The sequence below is a fragment of the Microbacterium cucumeris genome (assembly GCF_058349845.2).
The window spans coordinates 972,545-989,918 of record NZ_JBYRIZ020000001.1 but is presented as its reverse complement, the minus strand read 5'-3'; the positions used below and the strand labels follow the sequence as shown (position 1 = coordinate 989,918).

The 17,374-nt window shown below is 70.4% G+C and carries 14 protein-coding genes and 1 tRNA gene; 12 read left to right on the top strand and 3 right to left on the bottom strand.

Going from position 1 to position 17,374, the window contains the following annotated elements:
- Positions 1 to 2: 2 nt before the first annotated feature.
- Complete coding sequence (locus AC3RXZ_RS04885; RefSeq protein ID WP_491493317.1) at positions 3 to 2,933, top strand: UPF0182 family membrane protein; 2,931 nt, start codon at positions 3 to 5, stop codon at positions 2,931 to 2,933.
- Positions 2,934 to 3,192: 259 nt separating this feature from the next.
- A complete protein-coding gene (locus AC3RXZ_RS04880; RefSeq protein ID WP_491493316.1) occupies positions 3,193 to 3,531 on the top strand; it encodes a hypothetical protein in 339 nt (112 codons plus the stop codon).
- A gap of 127 nt (positions 3,532 to 3,658) precedes the next feature.
- Here the strand turns inward: AC3RXZ_RS04880 and AC3RXZ_RS04875 are convergent.
- A tRNA-Met gene (locus tag AC3RXZ_RS04875) sits at positions 3,659 to 3,732 on the bottom strand.
- Positions 3,733 to 3,803: 71 nt separating this feature from the next.
- On the opposite strand from AC3RXZ_RS04875, the gene AC3RXZ_RS04870 reads away from it, so the two are divergent.
- Positions 3,804 to 4,598, top strand: coding sequence for a carbon-nitrogen hydrolase family protein (locus AC3RXZ_RS04870; RefSeq protein WP_491493315.1), 795 nt, complete (start codon positions 3,804 to 3,806; stop codon positions 4,596 to 4,598).
- Positions 4,599 to 4,619: 21 nt separating this feature from the next.
- On the opposite strand, the gene AC3RXZ_RS04865 is transcribed toward AC3RXZ_RS04870, so the two are convergent.
- Positions 4,620 to 5,819 (bottom strand): aminotransferase class I/II-fold pyridoxal phosphate-dependent enzyme, encoded by a 1,200-nt coding sequence (locus AC3RXZ_RS04865; protein ID WP_491493314.1) that lies wholly within the window; start codon positions 5,817 to 5,819, stop codon positions 4,620 to 4,622.
- Between the two features lie 97 nt (positions 5,820 to 5,916).
- Here AC3RXZ_RS04865 and AC3RXZ_RS04860 point away from each other — a divergent pair, with 97 nt between their 5' ends.
- The 3 genes from AC3RXZ_RS04860 (at position 5,917) to AC3RXZ_RS04850 (ending at position 10,293) form a co-directional block, all read left to right on the top strand.
- Complete coding sequence (locus AC3RXZ_RS04860; RefSeq protein WP_243224816.1) at positions 5,917 to 7,467, top strand: S1C family serine protease; 1,551 nt, start codon at positions 5,917 to 5,919, stop codon at positions 7,465 to 7,467.
- Between the two features lie 79 nt (positions 7,468 to 7,546).
- Complete coding sequence (locus AC3RXZ_RS04855) at positions 7,547 to 8,860, top strand: CDP-glycerol glycerophosphotransferase family protein (RefSeq protein ID WP_243224817.1); 1,314 nt, start codon at positions 7,547 to 7,549, stop codon at positions 8,858 to 8,860.
- Positions 8,857 to 10,293 carry a CDP-glycerol glycerophosphotransferase family protein gene (locus AC3RXZ_RS04850; protein ID WP_243224818.1) on the top strand — a complete coding sequence of 479 codons (1,437 nt, stop codon included), beginning with the start codon at positions 8,857 to 8,859 and terminating at the stop codon, positions 10,291 to 10,293. The genes AC3RXZ_RS04855 and AC3RXZ_RS04850 overlap by 4 nt, the downstream gene beginning before the upstream one ends.
- A gap of 6 nt (positions 10,294 to 10,299) precedes the next feature.
- Here AC3RXZ_RS04850 and AC3RXZ_RS04845 read toward each other — a convergent pair whose 3' ends face one another.
- Entirely contained in the window at positions 10,300 to 11,367 is a 1,068-nt protein-coding gene (locus tag AC3RXZ_RS04845; RefSeq protein WP_491493313.1) for a glycosyltransferase family 2 protein, read from the bottom strand.
- A gap of 50 nt (positions 11,368 to 11,417) precedes the next feature.
- Between AC3RXZ_RS04845 and AC3RXZ_RS04840 the strand changes: the two genes are divergently transcribed.
- The 6 genes from AC3RXZ_RS04840 to AC3RXZ_RS04815 all read left to right on the top strand — a co-directional run bounded on the left by AC3RXZ_RS04840 (position 11,418) and on the right by AC3RXZ_RS04815 (position 17,278).
- Complete coding sequence (locus tag AC3RXZ_RS04840) at positions 11,418 to 12,701, top strand: CDP-glycerol glycerophosphotransferase family protein (protein WP_243224819.1); 1,284 nt, start codon at positions 11,418 to 11,420, stop codon at positions 12,699 to 12,701.
- Complete coding sequence (locus AC3RXZ_RS04835) at positions 12,701 to 13,456, top strand: biotin--[acetyl-CoA-carboxylase] ligase (RefSeq protein ID WP_491493312.1); 756 nt, start codon at positions 12,701 to 12,703, stop codon at positions 13,454 to 13,456. Before AC3RXZ_RS04840 ends, AC3RXZ_RS04835 begins: the two co-directional genes overlap by 1 nt.
- 67 nt (positions 13,457 to 13,523) lie before the next feature.
- Positions 13,524 to 14,078: a PH domain-containing protein gene (locus AC3RXZ_RS04830; RefSeq protein WP_243224821.1), complete on the top strand. Its 555-nt coding sequence runs from the start codon at positions 13,524 to 13,526 to the stop codon at positions 14,076 to 14,078.
- A 35-nt stretch (positions 14,079 to 14,113) separates the two neighbouring features.
- Positions 14,114 to 15,265 carry a 5-(carboxyamino)imidazole ribonucleotide synthase gene (locus AC3RXZ_RS04825; RefSeq protein ID WP_283818067.1) on the top strand — a complete coding sequence of 384 codons (1,152 nt, stop codon included), beginning with the start codon at positions 14,114 to 14,116 and terminating at the stop codon, positions 15,263 to 15,265.
- A 100-nt stretch (positions 15,266 to 15,365) separates the two neighbouring features.
- Entirely contained in the window at positions 15,366 to 15,833 is a 468-nt protein-coding gene (purE, locus tag AC3RXZ_RS04820) for a 5-(carboxyamino)imidazole ribonucleotide mutase (protein WP_243226155.1), read from the top strand.
- Positions 15,830 to 17,278 carry an LCP family protein gene (locus AC3RXZ_RS04815; protein ID WP_491493311.1) on the top strand — a complete coding sequence of 483 codons (1,449 nt, stop codon included), beginning with the start codon at positions 15,830 to 15,832 and terminating at the stop codon, positions 17,276 to 17,278. Before purE ends, AC3RXZ_RS04815 begins: the two co-directional genes overlap by 4 nt.
- Positions 17,279 to 17,374 lie beyond the last annotated feature (96 nt).

Here is a 17,374-nt window from a genome sequence, read left to right as displayed (position 1 = left end):
GAATGGTGACCACGACCTCAGCGCCGACACCGGCCACGCCCCGCACCTCTCGACGAATCGTCGCCATCACGCTGGCGATCATCGCCGCGCTCGTCGCGGCATTCTTCGTCTTCGCCTCGCTCTACACGGAGTTCCTCTGGTTCGACCAACTGGACTTCGCGAACGTGCTGACGACGCAGTGGCTGGCGGCGGCGATCATGTTCGTCGTCGGGTTCCTCGGGATGGCGGTCCCGCTGTTCGTCGTCATCCAGCTCGCCTACCGGCTGCGCCCGGTGTACGTGCGGCTGAGCTCGCAGCTGGATCGCTACCAGGAGGTCATCGAGCCGCTGCGGCGCCTGGCCATGTGGGGCATGCCCATCTTCTTCGGCCTGTTCGCCGGCTTCGCCGCGGCCGGCAACTGGCAGACGGTCCTGCTGTGGATGAACGGCTCGGCGACCGACACGGTCGAGAAGGCGTTCGGCATGGACACCGGGTTCTACCTGTTCGCGATGCCGTTCTACTCGATCCTGCTCGCCTTCGTCTCGGCCGTGCTCCTGCTGTGCCTGCTCGTCACGGCGCTGGTGTCGTACCTGTACGGATCGGTGCAGATCGGTCAGCGCGAGCTGCGCATCTCGAAGCCGGCGCGCATCCAGCTCGCCGTGCTCGCGGGTCTCTACCTGCTCGTGCAGGCCGCCAGCCTGTGGCTGGACCGCTACAAGACGCTGGTCTCCGAGGAGGACCGCATCACCGGTGCCGCGTACACCAGCGTGAACGCCACCATCCCCGGCCTCGCGATCCTGTCGATCCTCGCGATCATCGTCGCGCTGCTGTTCTTCGTCACTGCGGTCATCGGCCGCTGGCGCTTCCCGCTCGCGGCGACCGCGCTGCTCATCGTGGCGTCCCTCGTCGTGGGCGTCGGGTACCCGTGGGTCGTCGACACCTTCCAGGTGCGGCCGAACCAGAACAGCCTGCAGGCGGAGTACTACCAGCGCAACATCGACGGCACCAAGGCCGCCTACGACATCGCCGACCTCGAGACCACGTCGTTCGAGGCGGTCACCGACGTCGAAGCCGGTCAGCTGCGCGAGGACGCCGAGACCACGGCATCCATCCGCATCGTCGACCCCGGCATCATCAGCCCGACCGTGCAGCAGCTGCAGCAGTACCGCGGCTACTACCAGTTCACGGACACGCTCGACGTTGACCGATACGAGATCGACGGCGTCTCGCAGGACACTGTCGCGGCGGTCCGCGAGCTGAACATGAACCAGCTCGGCGACGGCAACAACTGGAACAACCGCACCGCCGTCTACACGCACGGCTACGGCCTCGTCGCGGCCGCGGGCAACCAGCGCACCGCGGACGGCGAGCCGGTGTTCCTCGAGAGCGGCATCCCGTCCTCGGGCTTCCTCACCGACCGCGAGAACTTCGAACCGCGCGTCTACTTCGGCGAGTACTCCCCGGAGTACTCGATCGTCGGAGCGCCCGAGGGCACCGACCCGGTCGAGATCGACTACCCGCGCGGTGAGGACGGCGCCAACGAGACCAAGACGACCTTCTCGGGCGACGGCGGACCGCGTGTGGGCAACACATTCAACAAGCTGCTCTACGCGCTGAAGTTCCAGGAGGCGGAGATTCTCTTCTCCGACCTGGTCAACGGGGAGTCGCAGATCCTGTACGACCGCGACCCCGCGACCCGCGTCCAGAAGGTGGCGCCCTACCTGACCGTCGACAGCGACCCCTACCCCAGCGTGGTGGACGGCCGCATCGTCTGGATCGTGGACGGCTACACCACGAGCGCCACCTACCCCTACTCCACGGCTGTCAGCCTGGGGGAGGCGATCGCGGACTCGAACAACCCGGCGCCCAGCCTGACGTTCGACGACATCAACTACATCCGCAACTCGGTCAAGGCCACCGTCGACGCGTACGACGGATCGGTGACGCTGTACGCCTGGGACGACGAGGACCCGATCCTCAAGGCCTGGCAGAAGATCTATCCGGCCACGGTCGAGCCGATCAGCGAGATGTCCGGCGAGCTCATGAGCCACGTGCGCTACCCGACGGACCTCTTCAAGGTGCAGCGCAACATCCTCGGCGTCTACCACGTCGACGACGCGAACTCGTTCGCCCAGCAGGACAACCGCTGGCAGACTCCGAACGACCCGCGCAACGCCGAGCAGCTGCAGCCCCCGTACTACCTCACGATGAAGATGCCCGGACAGGAGGAGGCCGCGTTCTCGATGTTCTCGACCTTCATCCCCGCGTCACAGGGAGCCGCGGAGCGCAACGTGCTGATGGGATATCTGGCGGTCGACTCGGATGCCGGAGCCGAAGCAGGAGTCAAGAGCGACAGCTACGGAAAGCTACGCATGCTGGAGATCGACACCGACACGACGGTGCCGGGACCCGGACAGGTGCAGAACACGTTCAACTCCAACGCGGACATCGTGCGCGAGCTCAACCTGCTGCAGCAGGGTGAGTCCGAGGTGCAGTACGGCAACCTGCTGACCCTGCCGGTCGGCGGCGGCTTCCTGTACGTCCAGCCCGTGTACGTCCAGTCGTCCAGCGGCACACAGCTGCCGCTGCTGCGCAAGGTGCTGGTGGCCTTCGGCGACGAGGTCGCGTTCGAGGACACGCTCACGGATGCTCTCGACTCCCTGTTCGGCGGTGACGCCGGCGCAGACGGCGGTGACGAGGAGGTCGATCCGGTCGACCCCGAGACCGGTGAGCCGACCGAGCCGACCGATCCGGACACCGGAGAGACCCCGGGTGACGGAACCGACGCGGATGCCTGGGCCACCGCCCTCGCGGACGCGCAGCAGGCCATGATGGATCGCGACGCCGCGCTGAAGGCCGGAGACCTCACGGCGTTCGCCGAGGCCGACGACCGGCTCACCGAGGCCGTGAACCGCCTGCTGGAGCTCGAGGCTCAGGAGACCGGGGGAGAGTGACCCGGACGGTTCAGAGGGCGCCCTTCGGGGCGCCCTCGCCGTCTCCGTTGGTCTTCCTCCGTTCGTCTTCCCCGTTTGTAGAGCGAGGGCGCGTTCCATTTCCGATCGGCGGCGGGGCGGTCCTCTTCCCCGTTCGTTGAGCGAGGGCGGCGAAGCCGACCGAGTCGAAACGCGGTCTGCAAGCAGGGCGGCGGTCCATCGCCTCTGCCGCACGCCGACCGGATTGCAGGCCACCGATCGGCGGTGACAGGATCGGGGCATGGCAATGGATCCGCGTCCCCGGGCGGAAGAACGCGAGAAGGCGCACCGGCGGAACGTCTCGCGCGCTGCGCTGTGGTCGTACGCCGCGACCGGCGCGGCGATCGCGCTGTGGATCACGCTCGTCGTGGTCAACCGGATCACGAGCGGCGAGGTCAGGCCCGATGGGCTCCAGGCCGAGCTGCTCGCGGTGGTGATGCCGCTGTGGACCGCGCTCGGCGCGGTCGCGGTCGTCCTCGCCGTGATCGCGCTCGTGCGCTCGCGCGCGAGGGGCCATGCGTTCATCGCGTTGGCACTCGCCGTGTTCGTCGGGGCCGTGCCGATCCTCGAGCAGCTCTGAAAGCCGGCGCCTGTTCTCTGGTGCGGGGGACGCGATCTGAGCCGCGGGACGGCGTCGCTCGCACTGCATCCGACGACAGAACGACGAAATCCCGGCCCTTTCGGACCGGGATTTCGTCGTTTTCTTGTTGCGGGGACAGGATTTGAACCTGCGACCTCCGGGTTATGAGCCCGGCGAGCTACCGAACTGCTCCACCCCGCGGCACAAGAAGTAAGCTTAGCACGGATTCTGGGCGGCGTCACATCGGGGCGGGAATGCGCGAGGATGGGGGCATGTCCAGCGTCCCCGTCGCCGTGTGCCAGTTCGCCCCGACCGCCGACCGCGCAGACAACCGCGCGCGCGTCGCCGAGCAGACGGCCGAGGCCGCAGCACGCGGAGCATCCGTGGTGGTGTTCCCCGAATACTCGAGCTACTTCGTCGATCCGATGGACGCCACACTGTCCGAGAACGCCGAAGGCCTCGACGGCGACTTCGTGTGCGCGCTGCGATCCTCGGCATCCGCTCACGGCGTCGTCATCGTCGCGGGCCTCGTCGAGGCCGCGGGGGAGCGCGTCCGCAACACCCTCGTGGCCGTCGACGGCGACGGGGTCATTGCCACCTACCGCAAGCAGCACCTGTACGACGCGTTCGGGCAGACCGAGTCGGAGTGGATCGAGCCGGGGCCGCTGGGCGCTGCGGAGACGTTCGAGGTCGGCGGCCTCCGCTTCGGGCTCATGACCTGCTACGACCTGCGCTTCCCGGAAGTGGCGCGCACGCTCGTGGACGCCGAGGCGGACGTCCTCGTCGTTCCCGCCGAATGGGTGCGCGGTCCCCTCAAGGAACACCACTGGACCACGCTGCTCGCCGCGCGTGCGATCGAGAGCACGGCCTACGTGGTCGCCGCCGACCACCCGGCGCCGATCGGCGTCGGACGCTCGCAGATCATCGACCCCCAGGGCGTCGTGCTGGCGGGTCTCGCCAGCACCGAGGGTCTCGCCGTCGCGGACCTTGGACGCGCGGAGATCGAACGCGTGCGAGCCGTGAACCCGGTCCTGAGCCTGCGCCGCTACGGGGTCGTCCCGCGCTGAGTCCCGCGATGCCGGCCCGGCTCAGAAGGCCGCCGCGAGCCGGCGCATGGCCTCCTCGAGCACATCGGTGCGCTTGCACGCCGCGAAGCGCACCAGTCCTGCGTAGTCGTCGGCATGCGTCCGGCTGACGAACGCACTCAGCGGAATCGCGACGACCCCGGCACGGTCGGGGAGTCTGCGGCAGAAGTCGGCGGTGTCCGCACCGCCGAGCGCGGTCGCGTCGGCCACGGTGAAGTAGCCGCCCTGCGGTGCGATGACCGAGAACCCGGCGGCCCCGAGCCCGCGGGCGAGCAGCGCGTGCTTGTCCCGCATGACCTCGGCCGCGTCGGTGAAGAACGACTGGGGCAGACGCAGTCCCACCGCCACGGCCGGCTGGAACGGCGAGCCGTTCACATACGTGAGGTACTGCTTCACGGTCAGCACAGCGGTGATGAGATCCGCGGGGCCGTGCATCCAGCCGATCTTCCACCCCGTCGCGGAGAAGGTCTTTCCCGCGGACGAGATCGTCAGGGTCCGGTCGGCGGCTCCCGGCAGCGACGCGATGGGGCGGTGCTCGCCGTCGAACACGAGGTGCTCGTACACCTCGTCGGTGACGATGATCGCGTCGTGCGCGTTCGCGAAGCGTACGATCTCGGACTGGACCTCGGCCGAGAACACCGCACCGGTCGGGTTGTGCGGATCGTTCACCAGGATGATCCGGGTCCGGTCGGTGACGGCATCCGCGAGCGCGTCCAGGTCGGGCTGGAAGCCCGGAAGGCGCAGCGGCACGGTCCGCAGCCGCGCGCCCGCCAGGGCGACGGCCGCGGCGTACGAGTCGTAGTAGGGCTCGAACACGACGACCTCGTCGTCGGCGGATCCGATCAGCGCCAGCAGGGTCGCCGCCAGTGCCTCGGTGGCGCCCGCCGTCACGATGACCTCCCGCTCGGGGTCGACCTCCAGACCGTAGAACCGGCGCTGGTGCTCGCTGATCGCCTGGAGCAGATCCGGGATGCCCCGCCCGGGCGGATACTGGTTCGCACCGGAGGCGATCGCCTCACGGGCGGCCTCAAGGACCTCGGCTGGACCGTCCTCATCGGGGAATCCCTGGCCGAGGTTGATCGCCCCGGTTCTGACCGCCGCCGCGGACATCTCTGCGAAGATGGTGGGGGCGACCTCGCCGGACGGCGAGAGCAGCCCTGCTCCTGCGGCCGTGCGGCGCCAGGCTCCGGGAATGTCTCTCATGCAGAACAGGCTAAGGGCATAACCGACACTCACCTCAGCCATAAGGAACGCACAGAATCGGCGGGCAGTCTGAAAGCACCTCGTTGAAGGAGCAGATATGAGCGAAGAGAACGCACCCACCCCCGGCCGCACGCCGAACACCGCGGACGATGCCGCGGCGGCCTCGGCGACGACGGCGCCCGCCGGGCATGAGGTTCCGCAGACGTTCGCGTCCCCGGCCTCCACGACGCAGCAGCCCGCGGCACCCGCGCACGGCGCACAGACCTCCGGCGGATTCGTCCCGCCGATCCCCTCGCAGACCCCCACGGGCGCGGCGTTCGGCGTCGGTGCGCACCCCGGTGCGCACGCGGCCGGTTCCGCGCACGCAGCGCCGGTCTCCGGCGATGCCGACGCCACCTCGCCGATCGGCGAGGCGGCTCCCGTGACGCCGATCTCGACCAAGGAGCGCAAGCCCTTCGGCGCCGGCAAGGTCGCGGCGGTCATCGTCGCGGCGGCCCTCGTCGGCGGTGCCGCCGGCCTCGGCGGCAGCTACCTCGGATCCACGATGTGGCAGCAGCCTGTCAGCAGCTCGGCCGAGGGCCCGGGCACCGTCACGGTGAACAACCCGGACGACGTCAACGAGGCCACGGCGGTAGCATCCAAGGTCCTGCCGTCGGTCGTCACGATCGAGGTCGCGGGTTCGAGCGAGTCCGGGAGCGGATCGGGCGTGATCCTCAGCGAGGACGGCTACGTCCTCACCAACACCCACGTCGTCACCCTCGGCGGAGCCGCAGCGGACCCGACGATCCGCGTGACCACGTCGGACGGACACATCTACGCGGCCACGATCGTCGGCACCGACCCGATCTACGACCTCGCCGTCATCAAGCTCACCGACGCCGAGGGGCTCACCCCGATCGAGTTCGCCGACTCGTCCGAGCTGAACGTCGGCGCGACGGCCGTCGCCGTCGGCGCGCCCCTCGGGCTCGCCAACTCGGTCACGACCGGCATCATCTCGTCGCTGAACCGCAGCATCGAGATCGCCTCGTCCGCACTGCCGGACAGTGCCGAGCAGGACACCCCCGAGGGTGAGGGAGAGGGCGAGCAGGGCGGCCCGTTCCAGTTCGACATCCCGGGCCTCGAGCAGCAGCAGGCCACGGCGAGCGAGTCGATCTCGATCGCGGTGATCCAGACGGATGCCGCCATCAACCCCGGCAACTCCGGTGGCGCGCTCGTGGACGGCGAGGGCAAGCTCATCGGCATCAACGTGGCGATCGCCACGGCGTCCAGCTCCGAGGAGTCCGGATCGATCGGTGTCGGCTTCGCCATCCCGTCGAACGTCGCCGAGCGCATCGCCGACGAGCTCATCGAGAACGGCGAGGCCACGCACGGGCTGCTCGGCGCCTCGGTCAGCGACGCGGCGGGAGCCGCGGACGCCGACATCGCGGGTGCTTACATCGCCGCCGTCACCGACGGAGGCGCGGCGCAGGGCGCCGACCTCCGCGAGGGTGACATCGTCACCGAGTTCAACGGCGCTCCCATCTCCAGCGCGAGCGATCTGACCGCTCAGGTCCGCGCGGCGGCGGCGGGCAGCACCGCGACGCTCACCTACGTCCGCGACGGCAAGACGTACGAGATCGAGGTCGAGCTCGGCGAGCTCGCGCTCTGACGCACCGGGCGGCGCGTTCCGCTCCGATGCACCGCCCGGCTCACACGAAGGACGCCACCCCGCGCGATAGGCTCGCGGGGTGGCGTCCTTCTCTTTCGGCACCGGCAATGCGGCGAAGCTCCTGCGCATCCCGCTGTACGCCGCGGGACGCCTCGCCGCACTCCTGATCCCGCGAGGATCGCGCTGGGTGTTCGGCTGCGGCGTCGGCATCGGCGACGGGGCGCTCGCCCTGTGGCGGGTGGCGTCGGATGCCGGGCACGACACCGTCTGGCTGACCGGATCCGCCCGCGAGGACGCGGACGCTCGCGCCCTCGGCATCCGCACGATCCGCAAGCAGACTCTTCGCGGATGGTGGACGACCGCCCGCGCGGGCGTGCTGGTCGTGACGCACGGATTCGGAGACGTCAACCGCTACGGCGGCGGGGGAGCGTTCACGGTGCAGCTCTGGCACGGCATCCCCTTGAAGCGGATCGGACTGGACTCCCCGGCCACGACGCAGGTGCCCGCGATCCCGGGCGCGGGACTGCTGAGCCGGATCATCGGGCTCCTCTACCGCGCCGCGGCGCAGCGCATCGACGTCCTGCCTGCCGCATCCGATCGGGCGCGCGGGCGACTCGAATCCGCCTTCGGCCTCGGGGATGAACGTGTGGTCGTGACCGGCGAGCCCCGGGTCGACGTGCTCTCGGCAGGTGCCCCGGAGGAGCGCCGCGTCACGGCGTCCGGGATCCTCGCCCGGGCCGTGCCCGGCCTGCCGGAGGGGGCTCGGACGATCCTGTACGCGCCGACCTGGCGGGACGGGGCCGTGGACCCGGCGGTCCCGTCGGCCGCGGAGTGGACGCGGATCATCGCGCTGCTGGAAAGGCGCGACGCCGTGCTCCTGGTGCGCTCGCATCCTCTCGGCGAAGGTTCCTACGCGTCGCCGCTGCCGTCGAGGCGGGTGCGGATGCTGGGCTCCGCCGTGCTCGCGGACGTCACCGGCGCGCTGCCGGCGATCGACGTGCTCGTGACCGACTACTCCTCGCTCGCCTACGACGTGGGTCTGCTGGCCATGCCGGTCGTCCACCTCGTGCCCGACGCCGCCGAATACGCCAGGACCCGCGGCTTTTACGGGCGCCTGGACGAGGTCACCGGCGGCGACGAGGCCACGGACTGGGGCGGGGTCCTGGCCCGGCTGGATGCGCTGCTCGGCGACGAGAGCGCCTTCTCCGAGGCCTCGGCCCGATCCGCCGCGCTCAGCGCCCGGATGCACGCCCACCGGGACGGTCGCAACACCGACCGGGTCTACCGCGCCATCCGTGCGCGCGGCGTTCCCGGACCGACGACGGCGCGCCGAACCGCCGCCGACCCCGTGCGCGGTGCGACCGCGCCGAACGCTGAAGGAGCTCTCCCATGACGACCGCCGTGATCGACGGGCAGCGTGAGGCGCTCATCGTGGCCGGGGACGGCGCGCGCCCGACCGGAGCCGTCCTGGAGGGGCCGCGCGCTCGCGTGAGCGCCGTGCTCACCGGGCGGGGCAAGACGTGGAAGGCGACCTTCCCCCTCCGTGCGGCGCGTTTCGGCGGCTCCGAGCTGCCCCTGCCGTCCGGGGAGTACACGCTGCTCATCGAGGGTGTCGACCTCTCGGGGGTCGCCGTCGAGCGTCAGCTGCTCGCGGGACTCGGCGTGGCAGTCCACGGGGCGACGGTGCGGATCGATCCGCCGCTGGAAGCCGTGCACCTCTCCGCAGAAGGCCAGCGCACGCTCGAGGAGCGCTACGTCGCGCAACCGGGCGGATCCGAGAACGCGGTGTTCTTCGAGAGCTTCTACGGGCAGAGCGCGGGCTGCAATCCTCGTGCCATCGACCGCGAGCTCGCCACCCGAGCGCCGGGAGTCGTGCGCTATTGGAGCGTGACGGATCTGTCGGTGGCCGTGCCGGAGGGGGCGGTCGCCGTCGTCGAGGGAAGCCCGGAGTGGTGGCGTGCACGGGCCGCAGCGCGGCTGCTCGTCGTCAACGACTGGCTCCGCCGGCGGTTCTCCCGCAAGGATGGTCAGCGGGTGCTGCAGACCTGGCACGGCACGCCGCTCAAACGTCTGGCGCTGCACCGGCCCGGGTTCGACCCGCGCCGCATGGCCGCTGTCGTCAAGGAATCCCGCCGCTGGGACGTCCTGCTGGCGCAGAACCGCTACTCCGAGCGGATCCTCGCCAAGGCCTACGCCTTCTTCGGCAAGCCGATCTGGGTGGACGGCTATCCGCGCGACGACGTGCTGGTGAATGGTGACGCCGCCGCCGTGCGCGCGGCGCTGGGGATCGGTCCGGAGGAACGGGTGCTGCTGTACGCACCGACGTGGCGGGACGACCGGGCCGAGATCGTCGACTTCGTGGATCCCGAGCAGCTCGCGCGAGAGGCGGATGCCGTGGTGCTGGTGCGCGGGCACTCGCGCACCCTGCGCCCCGGGCGCGATCAGGACGGCGCCAGGGTGATCGATGTGACCGGATATCCGCAGACCGCCGAGCTGCTGCTCATCGCGGATGCCCTGATCACGGACTACTCCTCCGTGATGTTCGACTTCAGCGTCACTCGGCGGCCCATGTACTTCCTGGTGCCGGATCTGGAGCACTACCGGGGTCGCCTGCGGGGCTTCTACTTCGATCTGGCGGAGCGGGCGCCCGGTCCGCTGCTGCGCACGCAGGAGGAGCTCGTCGCCGCTCTTGCCGATCCGTCCGCCTCGACCGCCTTCGCCGAGAAGTACGAGGCGTGGCGCCGGCAGTTCAACGCACTCGATGACGGGCGTGCGGCCGAGCGCGTCGTGTCCCGCATCCTGGACCTCGGTTTCGTCGAGGCCTGAGCGCGCTCACGGCAGCGGCGTGTTGCGCGTGCCCAGTCGCGAGGCGTCCACCGTGTCGTGGGCACCGCGCAGGACGCCGCCCAGGAATCCCCATCCCCAGGAGAGGTGCATGGTGGGAAGGACGGCCAGAGTCCACCATCGCTCCCGGATACTACGCCCGGGAGTGAGCGCCATCGCGACGACGAGCAGCGCATACGCGACGAGCGGGAGGTAGACCACTGCGGCGACGAGCGACCCGATCCCGGAGAGCACGCCGGTCAGCTGCAGCACCGCGACGACGAGGGCGACGGCGACGTTCAGAACCAGCGCGGGGGGAGCGAAGAACCGCAGACCATTGCGCCGGCCGTAGCGGCGCACCAGCTCGCCGCGCCAGGCCCCGGTGGCGCGGAACTGCCGGGCCAGCCGCACCCAGCTCTCGCGCGGCCAGTAGGTCACCGACAGCGCCGGGTCGAACCACACCGTGTGCCCGGCCTGCCGGATGCGCAGATTGAGCTCCCAGTCCTCGCCGCGGCGGATCGACTCGTCGAAGAGCCCGACCTCCTCAAGCACGCTGCGGCGCATGACGCCGAGATAGGCCGATTCCGCCTCGCCCTCGCGCGCACCGCCGTGATAGGCGCCGCCGCCGAGGCCGATCGGCGAGTTGTACGCCCACGCGGCCGCCTTCTGGAACGGGGTGCGACCCTCGGCGTGCATGACGCCGCCGACGTTGGCCGCTCCGGTCCGCTCCAGCGTCGCGAGGGCGCGGGCGGCGTAACCGGGGGAGAGCTCGGAGTGCGCATCCACGCGCACGACGGTGTCATAGCGCCCGGCGCGGATCGCAGCGTTGAGACCGACCGGGATGTCAGCGGCCGGGTTGTCGACGAGGCGGATGCGGTCGTCGGCCGCGGCCAGCTCGCGCGCCAGCTCGGTCGTGCCGTCGGTGGACGGTCCGAGGGCGAGGACGAGTTCTGCCTCGCCGGGAAGCTGCTGCGACAGGACCGATTCCACGGCGTGCGCGAGGTACGCGCGCTCGTTCAGCACGGGCATGACGAACGTGACACCGGGACGAGGTGTTGTCGTTTCGTTGTCGTGCACCCCCCGATCATGTCATGAGGCGGGGCGGGGTGCCTGGGTACTCTTGACAGGTGAGTGTCGTGTCCGATGGGAAGAAGGCGTACCGGCTGCTCCGGCGCGCGCTGGCGTCGCGGAAGTCGGTGCAGCGCGTCCGCCGCCGCCTCGCGGTGCTGCCGCCGCACCCGCTCGAGCACTATCGGATCGCGGTGTACTTCGCCGACGGCGCGGTGAACATGTACCAGATGCGGCAGTGGTACCGCCCGCTCGCGGAGCTGTCGAAACTCTGGCCCGTCGTCGTGCTCTCGCGCAGTGCGACCGGGGCCGAGAAGCTCCTCGACGAGGACGCCCCTCCCGTCGCGTTCGTGCCGAAGGTGCGCGACCTCGAGCGCTTCATCGCCACGCAGGACATCCGGGTCGTGCTCTACGTGAACCAGAACACGCGCAACTTCCAGATGTTCCGCTACGGGCGGCGCTGGCACGTGTTCATCAACCACGGCGAGTCCGACAAGATGTACATGACGACGAACCAGTACAAGGCGTACGACTACGCGCTGGTGGCCGGGCAGGCCGCGCGCGACCGCCTCAGCCGGACGCTGTGGGACTACGACATCGACCGTCGCACGATCGAGATCGGCCGGCCTCAGGCCGACCACTACTCGGGCAGCCTGCCGTACACGCCCGACGAGCGCACGGTCGTGCTGTACGCGCCGACCTGGGAGGGCGACCGGCCGAGCGCTCACTACGGGTCGATCGCGACGCACGGCGAGACGCTCGTGAAGAAGCTGCTCGCCACAGGCACTCATCGCGTGATCTACCGTCCGCATCCGCGCAGCGGTGTCGTGGACGACGCCTACGGGGCCGCGCACCGGCGCATCCTGGCGGCCATCGAGGCCGCGAACGCCGAGGACCGCGGTGCGCATCACATCTACGACGACGGACCGGAGCTGGGCTGGCAGCTCGCTGCGGCCGATGTCGCGATCGTGGACATCTCGGCGATGGTCTACGACCGGCTGGCCGCCGGCAAGCCGCTGCTCATCACGCGTCCGGCGGATGAGCGCGCCTCGATCGACACCAAGGGATACCTGTCGGACTGCGAGTGGCTGACCGTCGACGGCTCCTACGACATCGTCTCCGAGGTCGAGCGCGTCCGGGCCGATGAGGACGCGATCAAGAAGCTGCGCATGTGGGTTCAGCACTACTTCGGCGACACGTCCCCCGGGGTCGCGACCGCGAAGTTCCATGCGGCCATCGAGCGGCTGATGGGCCTGTGGGACGACTGGCGGGCGGCGGAGATCGGCTCCGTGTCCGAGCAGGAGGACGACGACGACGAGGAAGCGAAGGACGGGGACGACTGATGGACCCCTTCGCGCGCACGCGCACGGTCGCGGCCCGGCTCGAGGTCGTCGAGCAGTCGCCGTCGACCAATGCCCAGCTGCGCGCGCAGGCCGCCGGCGCTCCGCACCGCACCGTGCTGCTGACCACGGACCAGACCGCGGGCCGAGGGCGCCTCGACCGCACCTGGACCACGCCGGCGGGCTCGGCGCTCGCGGTCTCGGTCCTGCTGCGCGACCTTCCGGAGCCGGACGCGCTCGGGTGGATCCCGCTCGCCGCTGGCGTCGCGATGGCGGATGCCGTGGCACGGCAGCTGCCCGGGCACGAGGTGGGCGTGAAGTGGCCGAACGACGTCCTCGTGGACGGTCGCAAGATCTGCGGCATCCTCGCCGAGGCCGCGCACGGCGCCGTGATCGTCGGTGCGGGGGTCAACACCGCCATGGCGGCCGATCAGCTGCCCGTTCCCACCGCGACCTCGTTCGCGGCGCTCGACGCGCAGGCCGACATCGACCGGATCGCCGCTGATTTCGTCGCGGGCCTGGGCCGGCGGGTATCCGAACTGGCCGCGGCCGGCGGCGCGGATGCCTCTGGCCTGCGTCCGGAGGCCGAGAAGCGCTGCCTGAGCCTGGGGCGCGTCGTGGACGTCTCGCTTCCGGACGGCACGCAACTGCGCGGCACGGCCGAGGCTCTCGACAGCGACGGACGCCTCCTCGTTGACGCCGACGGCGTTCGGCATGCCGTCGCCGCCGGAGACGTCGTGCACGCCCGGCTGGCGTGAGGCCGCTCTCGCGCTGACACGCCGTCCGGAGACCCGGGATGTCCGCGCCCTCGGTCACAATGGAAGCATGACCCAGCCGGTGACGCTCGGAGGACGGCCAATGATGCCGCCGCCCGGCGCGCCCAGTGAAGAGCTGCTGATCGCCCGGTTCCGCAGCCAGGCGCGACGGCTGTTCTGGTGCGCGTTGCTGCTGATCGCCGTCTTCGGTGCCACGGCGTACTTCTACGACAACCTGCCCGACGGCTTCGAGAACTGGATGCTGCTGACGGCGGCCGGCCTCGTGCTGCTGCTCGGCGTCGTGATCCCGTTCCTCGTCTGGCTCTCGCGGACGTACGTCATCACCACTCGCCGGGTGATCGCGAAGTCCGGGCTCGGCGCGCGTCATCGTCGCGAGATGACCCACGTGCGCGGGTACACGATCGCGGTGCGCCGCGGCATCCTGCAGCGACTGTGGGGAGCCGGGACCATCTCGCTCTCGAACGGCGTCGATGCACCGCTGCGGCTGGTGAACGTGCCGAACGTCACGCTCGTGCACGAGACGCTCGTCGACCAGATCGAGGTGAACCAGATCCTCGCGCACCGCGACGCCCAATCGGCGTCCGACACCGGCCCGACCGCCTGACGCCGGATGCCGCGTGCGGGCGCGGATGCGGAAGAATGGTCTCCGACGAACGGAGTGCGCGAATGGCGTTGCGTGTGGGTGTGATCGGCGGAGGCCAGCTGGCCCGGATGATGATCGCTCCCGCGGTCGAGCTGGGCCTCGACCTGCGGGTGCTGGCGGAGGACGAGGGGATGTCCGCGCAGCTCGCCGCCACGGCGGTGGGCGACTACCGCGACCTCGAGACCGTCCGCGGCTTCGTGGCCGACGTCGACGTCGTCACGTTCGACCACGAGCATGTGCCGCAGGAGGTGCTGCGCGCGCTCGTCGACGACGGCGTCGCCGTGCATCCCGGCCCCGACGCGCTCCGCTACGCCCAGGACAAGCTGGACATGCGCGCTCGCCTCGCCGAGCTCGGCGTGCCGCAGCCGGACTGGGCGGCGGTGTCGACCACCGCGGAGCTGCAGGCGTTCCTCGACGAGCACGGTGGCCGGGGCGTCGTGAAGACGCCGCGCGGCGGATACGACGGCAAGGGCGTCCGAGTGGTGTCGGACGCGGCCGAGGCCGCGGACTGGTTCGCCGCGCTCGAGGACGGCGGCGCGCTCCTCGTGGAGGAGCTGGTCTCGTTCGTCCGGGAGCTGGCGCAGCAGATCGCCCGCCGCCCCAGCGGGGACATGGTCGCCTATCCCGTCGTGGAGACCGTGCAACGGGACGGCGTGTGCGCCGAGGTCTTCGCACCGGCGCCGAATGCCACGACCCGCCTGGCGCAGGTCGCCGAGGGCATCGGCCGCATGATCGCGGAGGGGCTCGGCGTCACCGGGATGCTCGCGGTGGAACTGTTCGAGACGGTCGACGAGCGCATCCTCGTCAACGAGCTGGCCATGCGTCCGCACAACAGCGGGCATTGGAGCCAGGACGGAGCGGTGACCTCGCAGTTCGAACAGCATCTGCGCGCCGTGGCCGACCTGCCGCTCGGGGACGCCTCACCCCGTGCGCCGTGGTCGGTGATGATCAACATCCTGGGCGGGCCGGCCGAGGGCACGATCGAGGCGCGCTTCGCCGATGCCATGGCCGATCAGCCCTCCGCCAAGATCCACACCTACGGCAAGGCGCCGCGCCCCGGCCGGAAGGTGGGGCACGTGAACGCCACGGGGGAGGATCTCGACGACGCCGTGTTCGTGGCGCGCGCGGCCGCGGATCACTTCCGCTGAGCGGGCGCGCGCCGTTCAGGCGATCGGCAGGGGCAGACCGTACCCTGGGTGAGTGACTGAGCCGCTGCATTCCTCTGCCGTGCCCCTCGTCGGCGTCGTGATGGGTTCCGATTCCGACTGGCGCGTGATGAGCGACGCCTCCCAGGCGCTGACCGACTTCGGCATCCCGCACGAGGTCGAGGTCGTCTCGGCGCATCGGACGCCGGACAAGCTCGTGCAGTACGCGCGCGAGGCGCGCGGTCGCGGCATCCGCGTCATCATCGCCGGCGCGGGCGGCGCCGCGCACCTGCCGGGAATGCTGGCCTCCATGACGGCGCTGCCGGTGGTCGGCGTGCCCGTGCCGCTGGCCTACCTGGACGGCATGGACTCGTTGCTGTCGATCGTGCAGATGCCGGCCGGCATCCCGGTCGCCACGGTGTCGATCGGCGGCGCGCGCAACGCCGGCATCCTGGCCGCCCGGATCATCGGGGCGTCGGATGCCGAGATCGCCGACCGCATCGAGGAGTACGCCCGCACGCTGGAGGGGCAGGTGGCGGAGAAGAACCAGCGGCTGAAGGACTCGCTGTGACCATCGCCGCGCCCCGCGCCGGGATCGGGGCACGACCGGTTATCGAGACGCGTCCGATGCGGCATCCGGACGTGGACGATCCGGGATTCATGGCGCGCCGCGGCTGGTGGCTCGTCGTCATGAACGTCCTCGTCCCCGGGTCCGCCCAGGTGCTGGCCGGCAACCGCCGTCTGGGACGCTTCGCGCTGGGCGCGACGCTGATCGGCTGGCTCGCCGTGCTCGTGGCCGTGGGGCTGGCGCTGTTCGCGAGGCCGACGTTCCTGTGGCTGACCGTGGGCGCCGGGTGGCTCTCCGCCATCGTCCTCACGCTCGTCCAGGTCGCCCTGGTCGGCTACCTCGTGCTGTGGATCGTACTCGCGATCGACACCCTGCGACTCGTGCGCCTGGTGCGCGTCTCGACCCTGTCGCGGTTCGGCATCCCGGTCGCGGCGCTCGTGATCCTGGGCCTCGTGGGGGCGGGAACCGGCTACGCCGCGACCGTGGTGGGCTCGGGACGGGACACGCTGGGGTCGATCTTCACGCAGAGCGGCCCGAGCCTGCCGCCCAGCGACGGCTACTACAACATCCTGCTCCTCGGCGCGGACAGCGGAGAGGGGCGCGACTCGATGCGCTACGACAGCATCTCCGTGGTCTCGGTGAACGCCGACACCGGAGCCGTCACGATCACCGGCATCCCGCGCGACATGCCCGGCTTCCCGTTCGCCGAAGGGCCGATGCGCGATCTGTACCCGGACGGGCACTCCAGTCACAACGACAGCACCTGCGGCTGGGGCAGCGGCATCAACCAGCTGCGCACCGAGGTCGAGGTGTGCCGGGACGGCACGGAGCTGTACCCGGAGGCGGAGGCGAACGGCTCCGAACCCGGGATCGAGGCGACCAAGGATGCCGCGGAGGGGATCCTCGGCATCGAGATCCCGTACTACGTGTTCATCGACATGAACGGGTTCGCGAATCTCATCGATGCTCTCGGAGGCGTGACGGTCACGGTCGAGAAGCGTCTGCCGAAGGGCGGCGGCCCGTCGTACAAGGGAGAACCCGCCGAGGACTGGGCCATCGGCTGGATCGAGCCGGGCGAGCAGAAGATGAACGGCGACACCGCGCAGTGGTATGCGCGATCCCGCTACACGACGGACGACTGGGACCGCATGAAGCGTCAGCGTCAGCTGCAGGAGGCCATCCTGGCGCAGTTCACGCCGCAGACTGTGCTGACCCGGTTCAACGAGATCGCCTCAGCGGGTACGGCCCTCGTGGACACCGACCTTCCGCAGGACAAGCTGCCGGAGTTCTTCGACCTGGTGATGAAGGCCAAGGAGCTTCCCGTGACGACCATCGAGCTGACGCCCGAGGGCGGCGTGGACGACACCGATCCTGACTTCGAATACGTCCGTCAGCTGATCCAGGAGACGCTCCACCCCGCGACCGAGACGCCGTCGCCCTCGTCCTGAGCGCCTGGAGCGTCCGATCCGCTGAACCGCCGGTCCGCGGATCAAGCGCGGGCCTTCGGATCCGGGCAGGTCGATGGACCCGTGGAGCCCCACGCT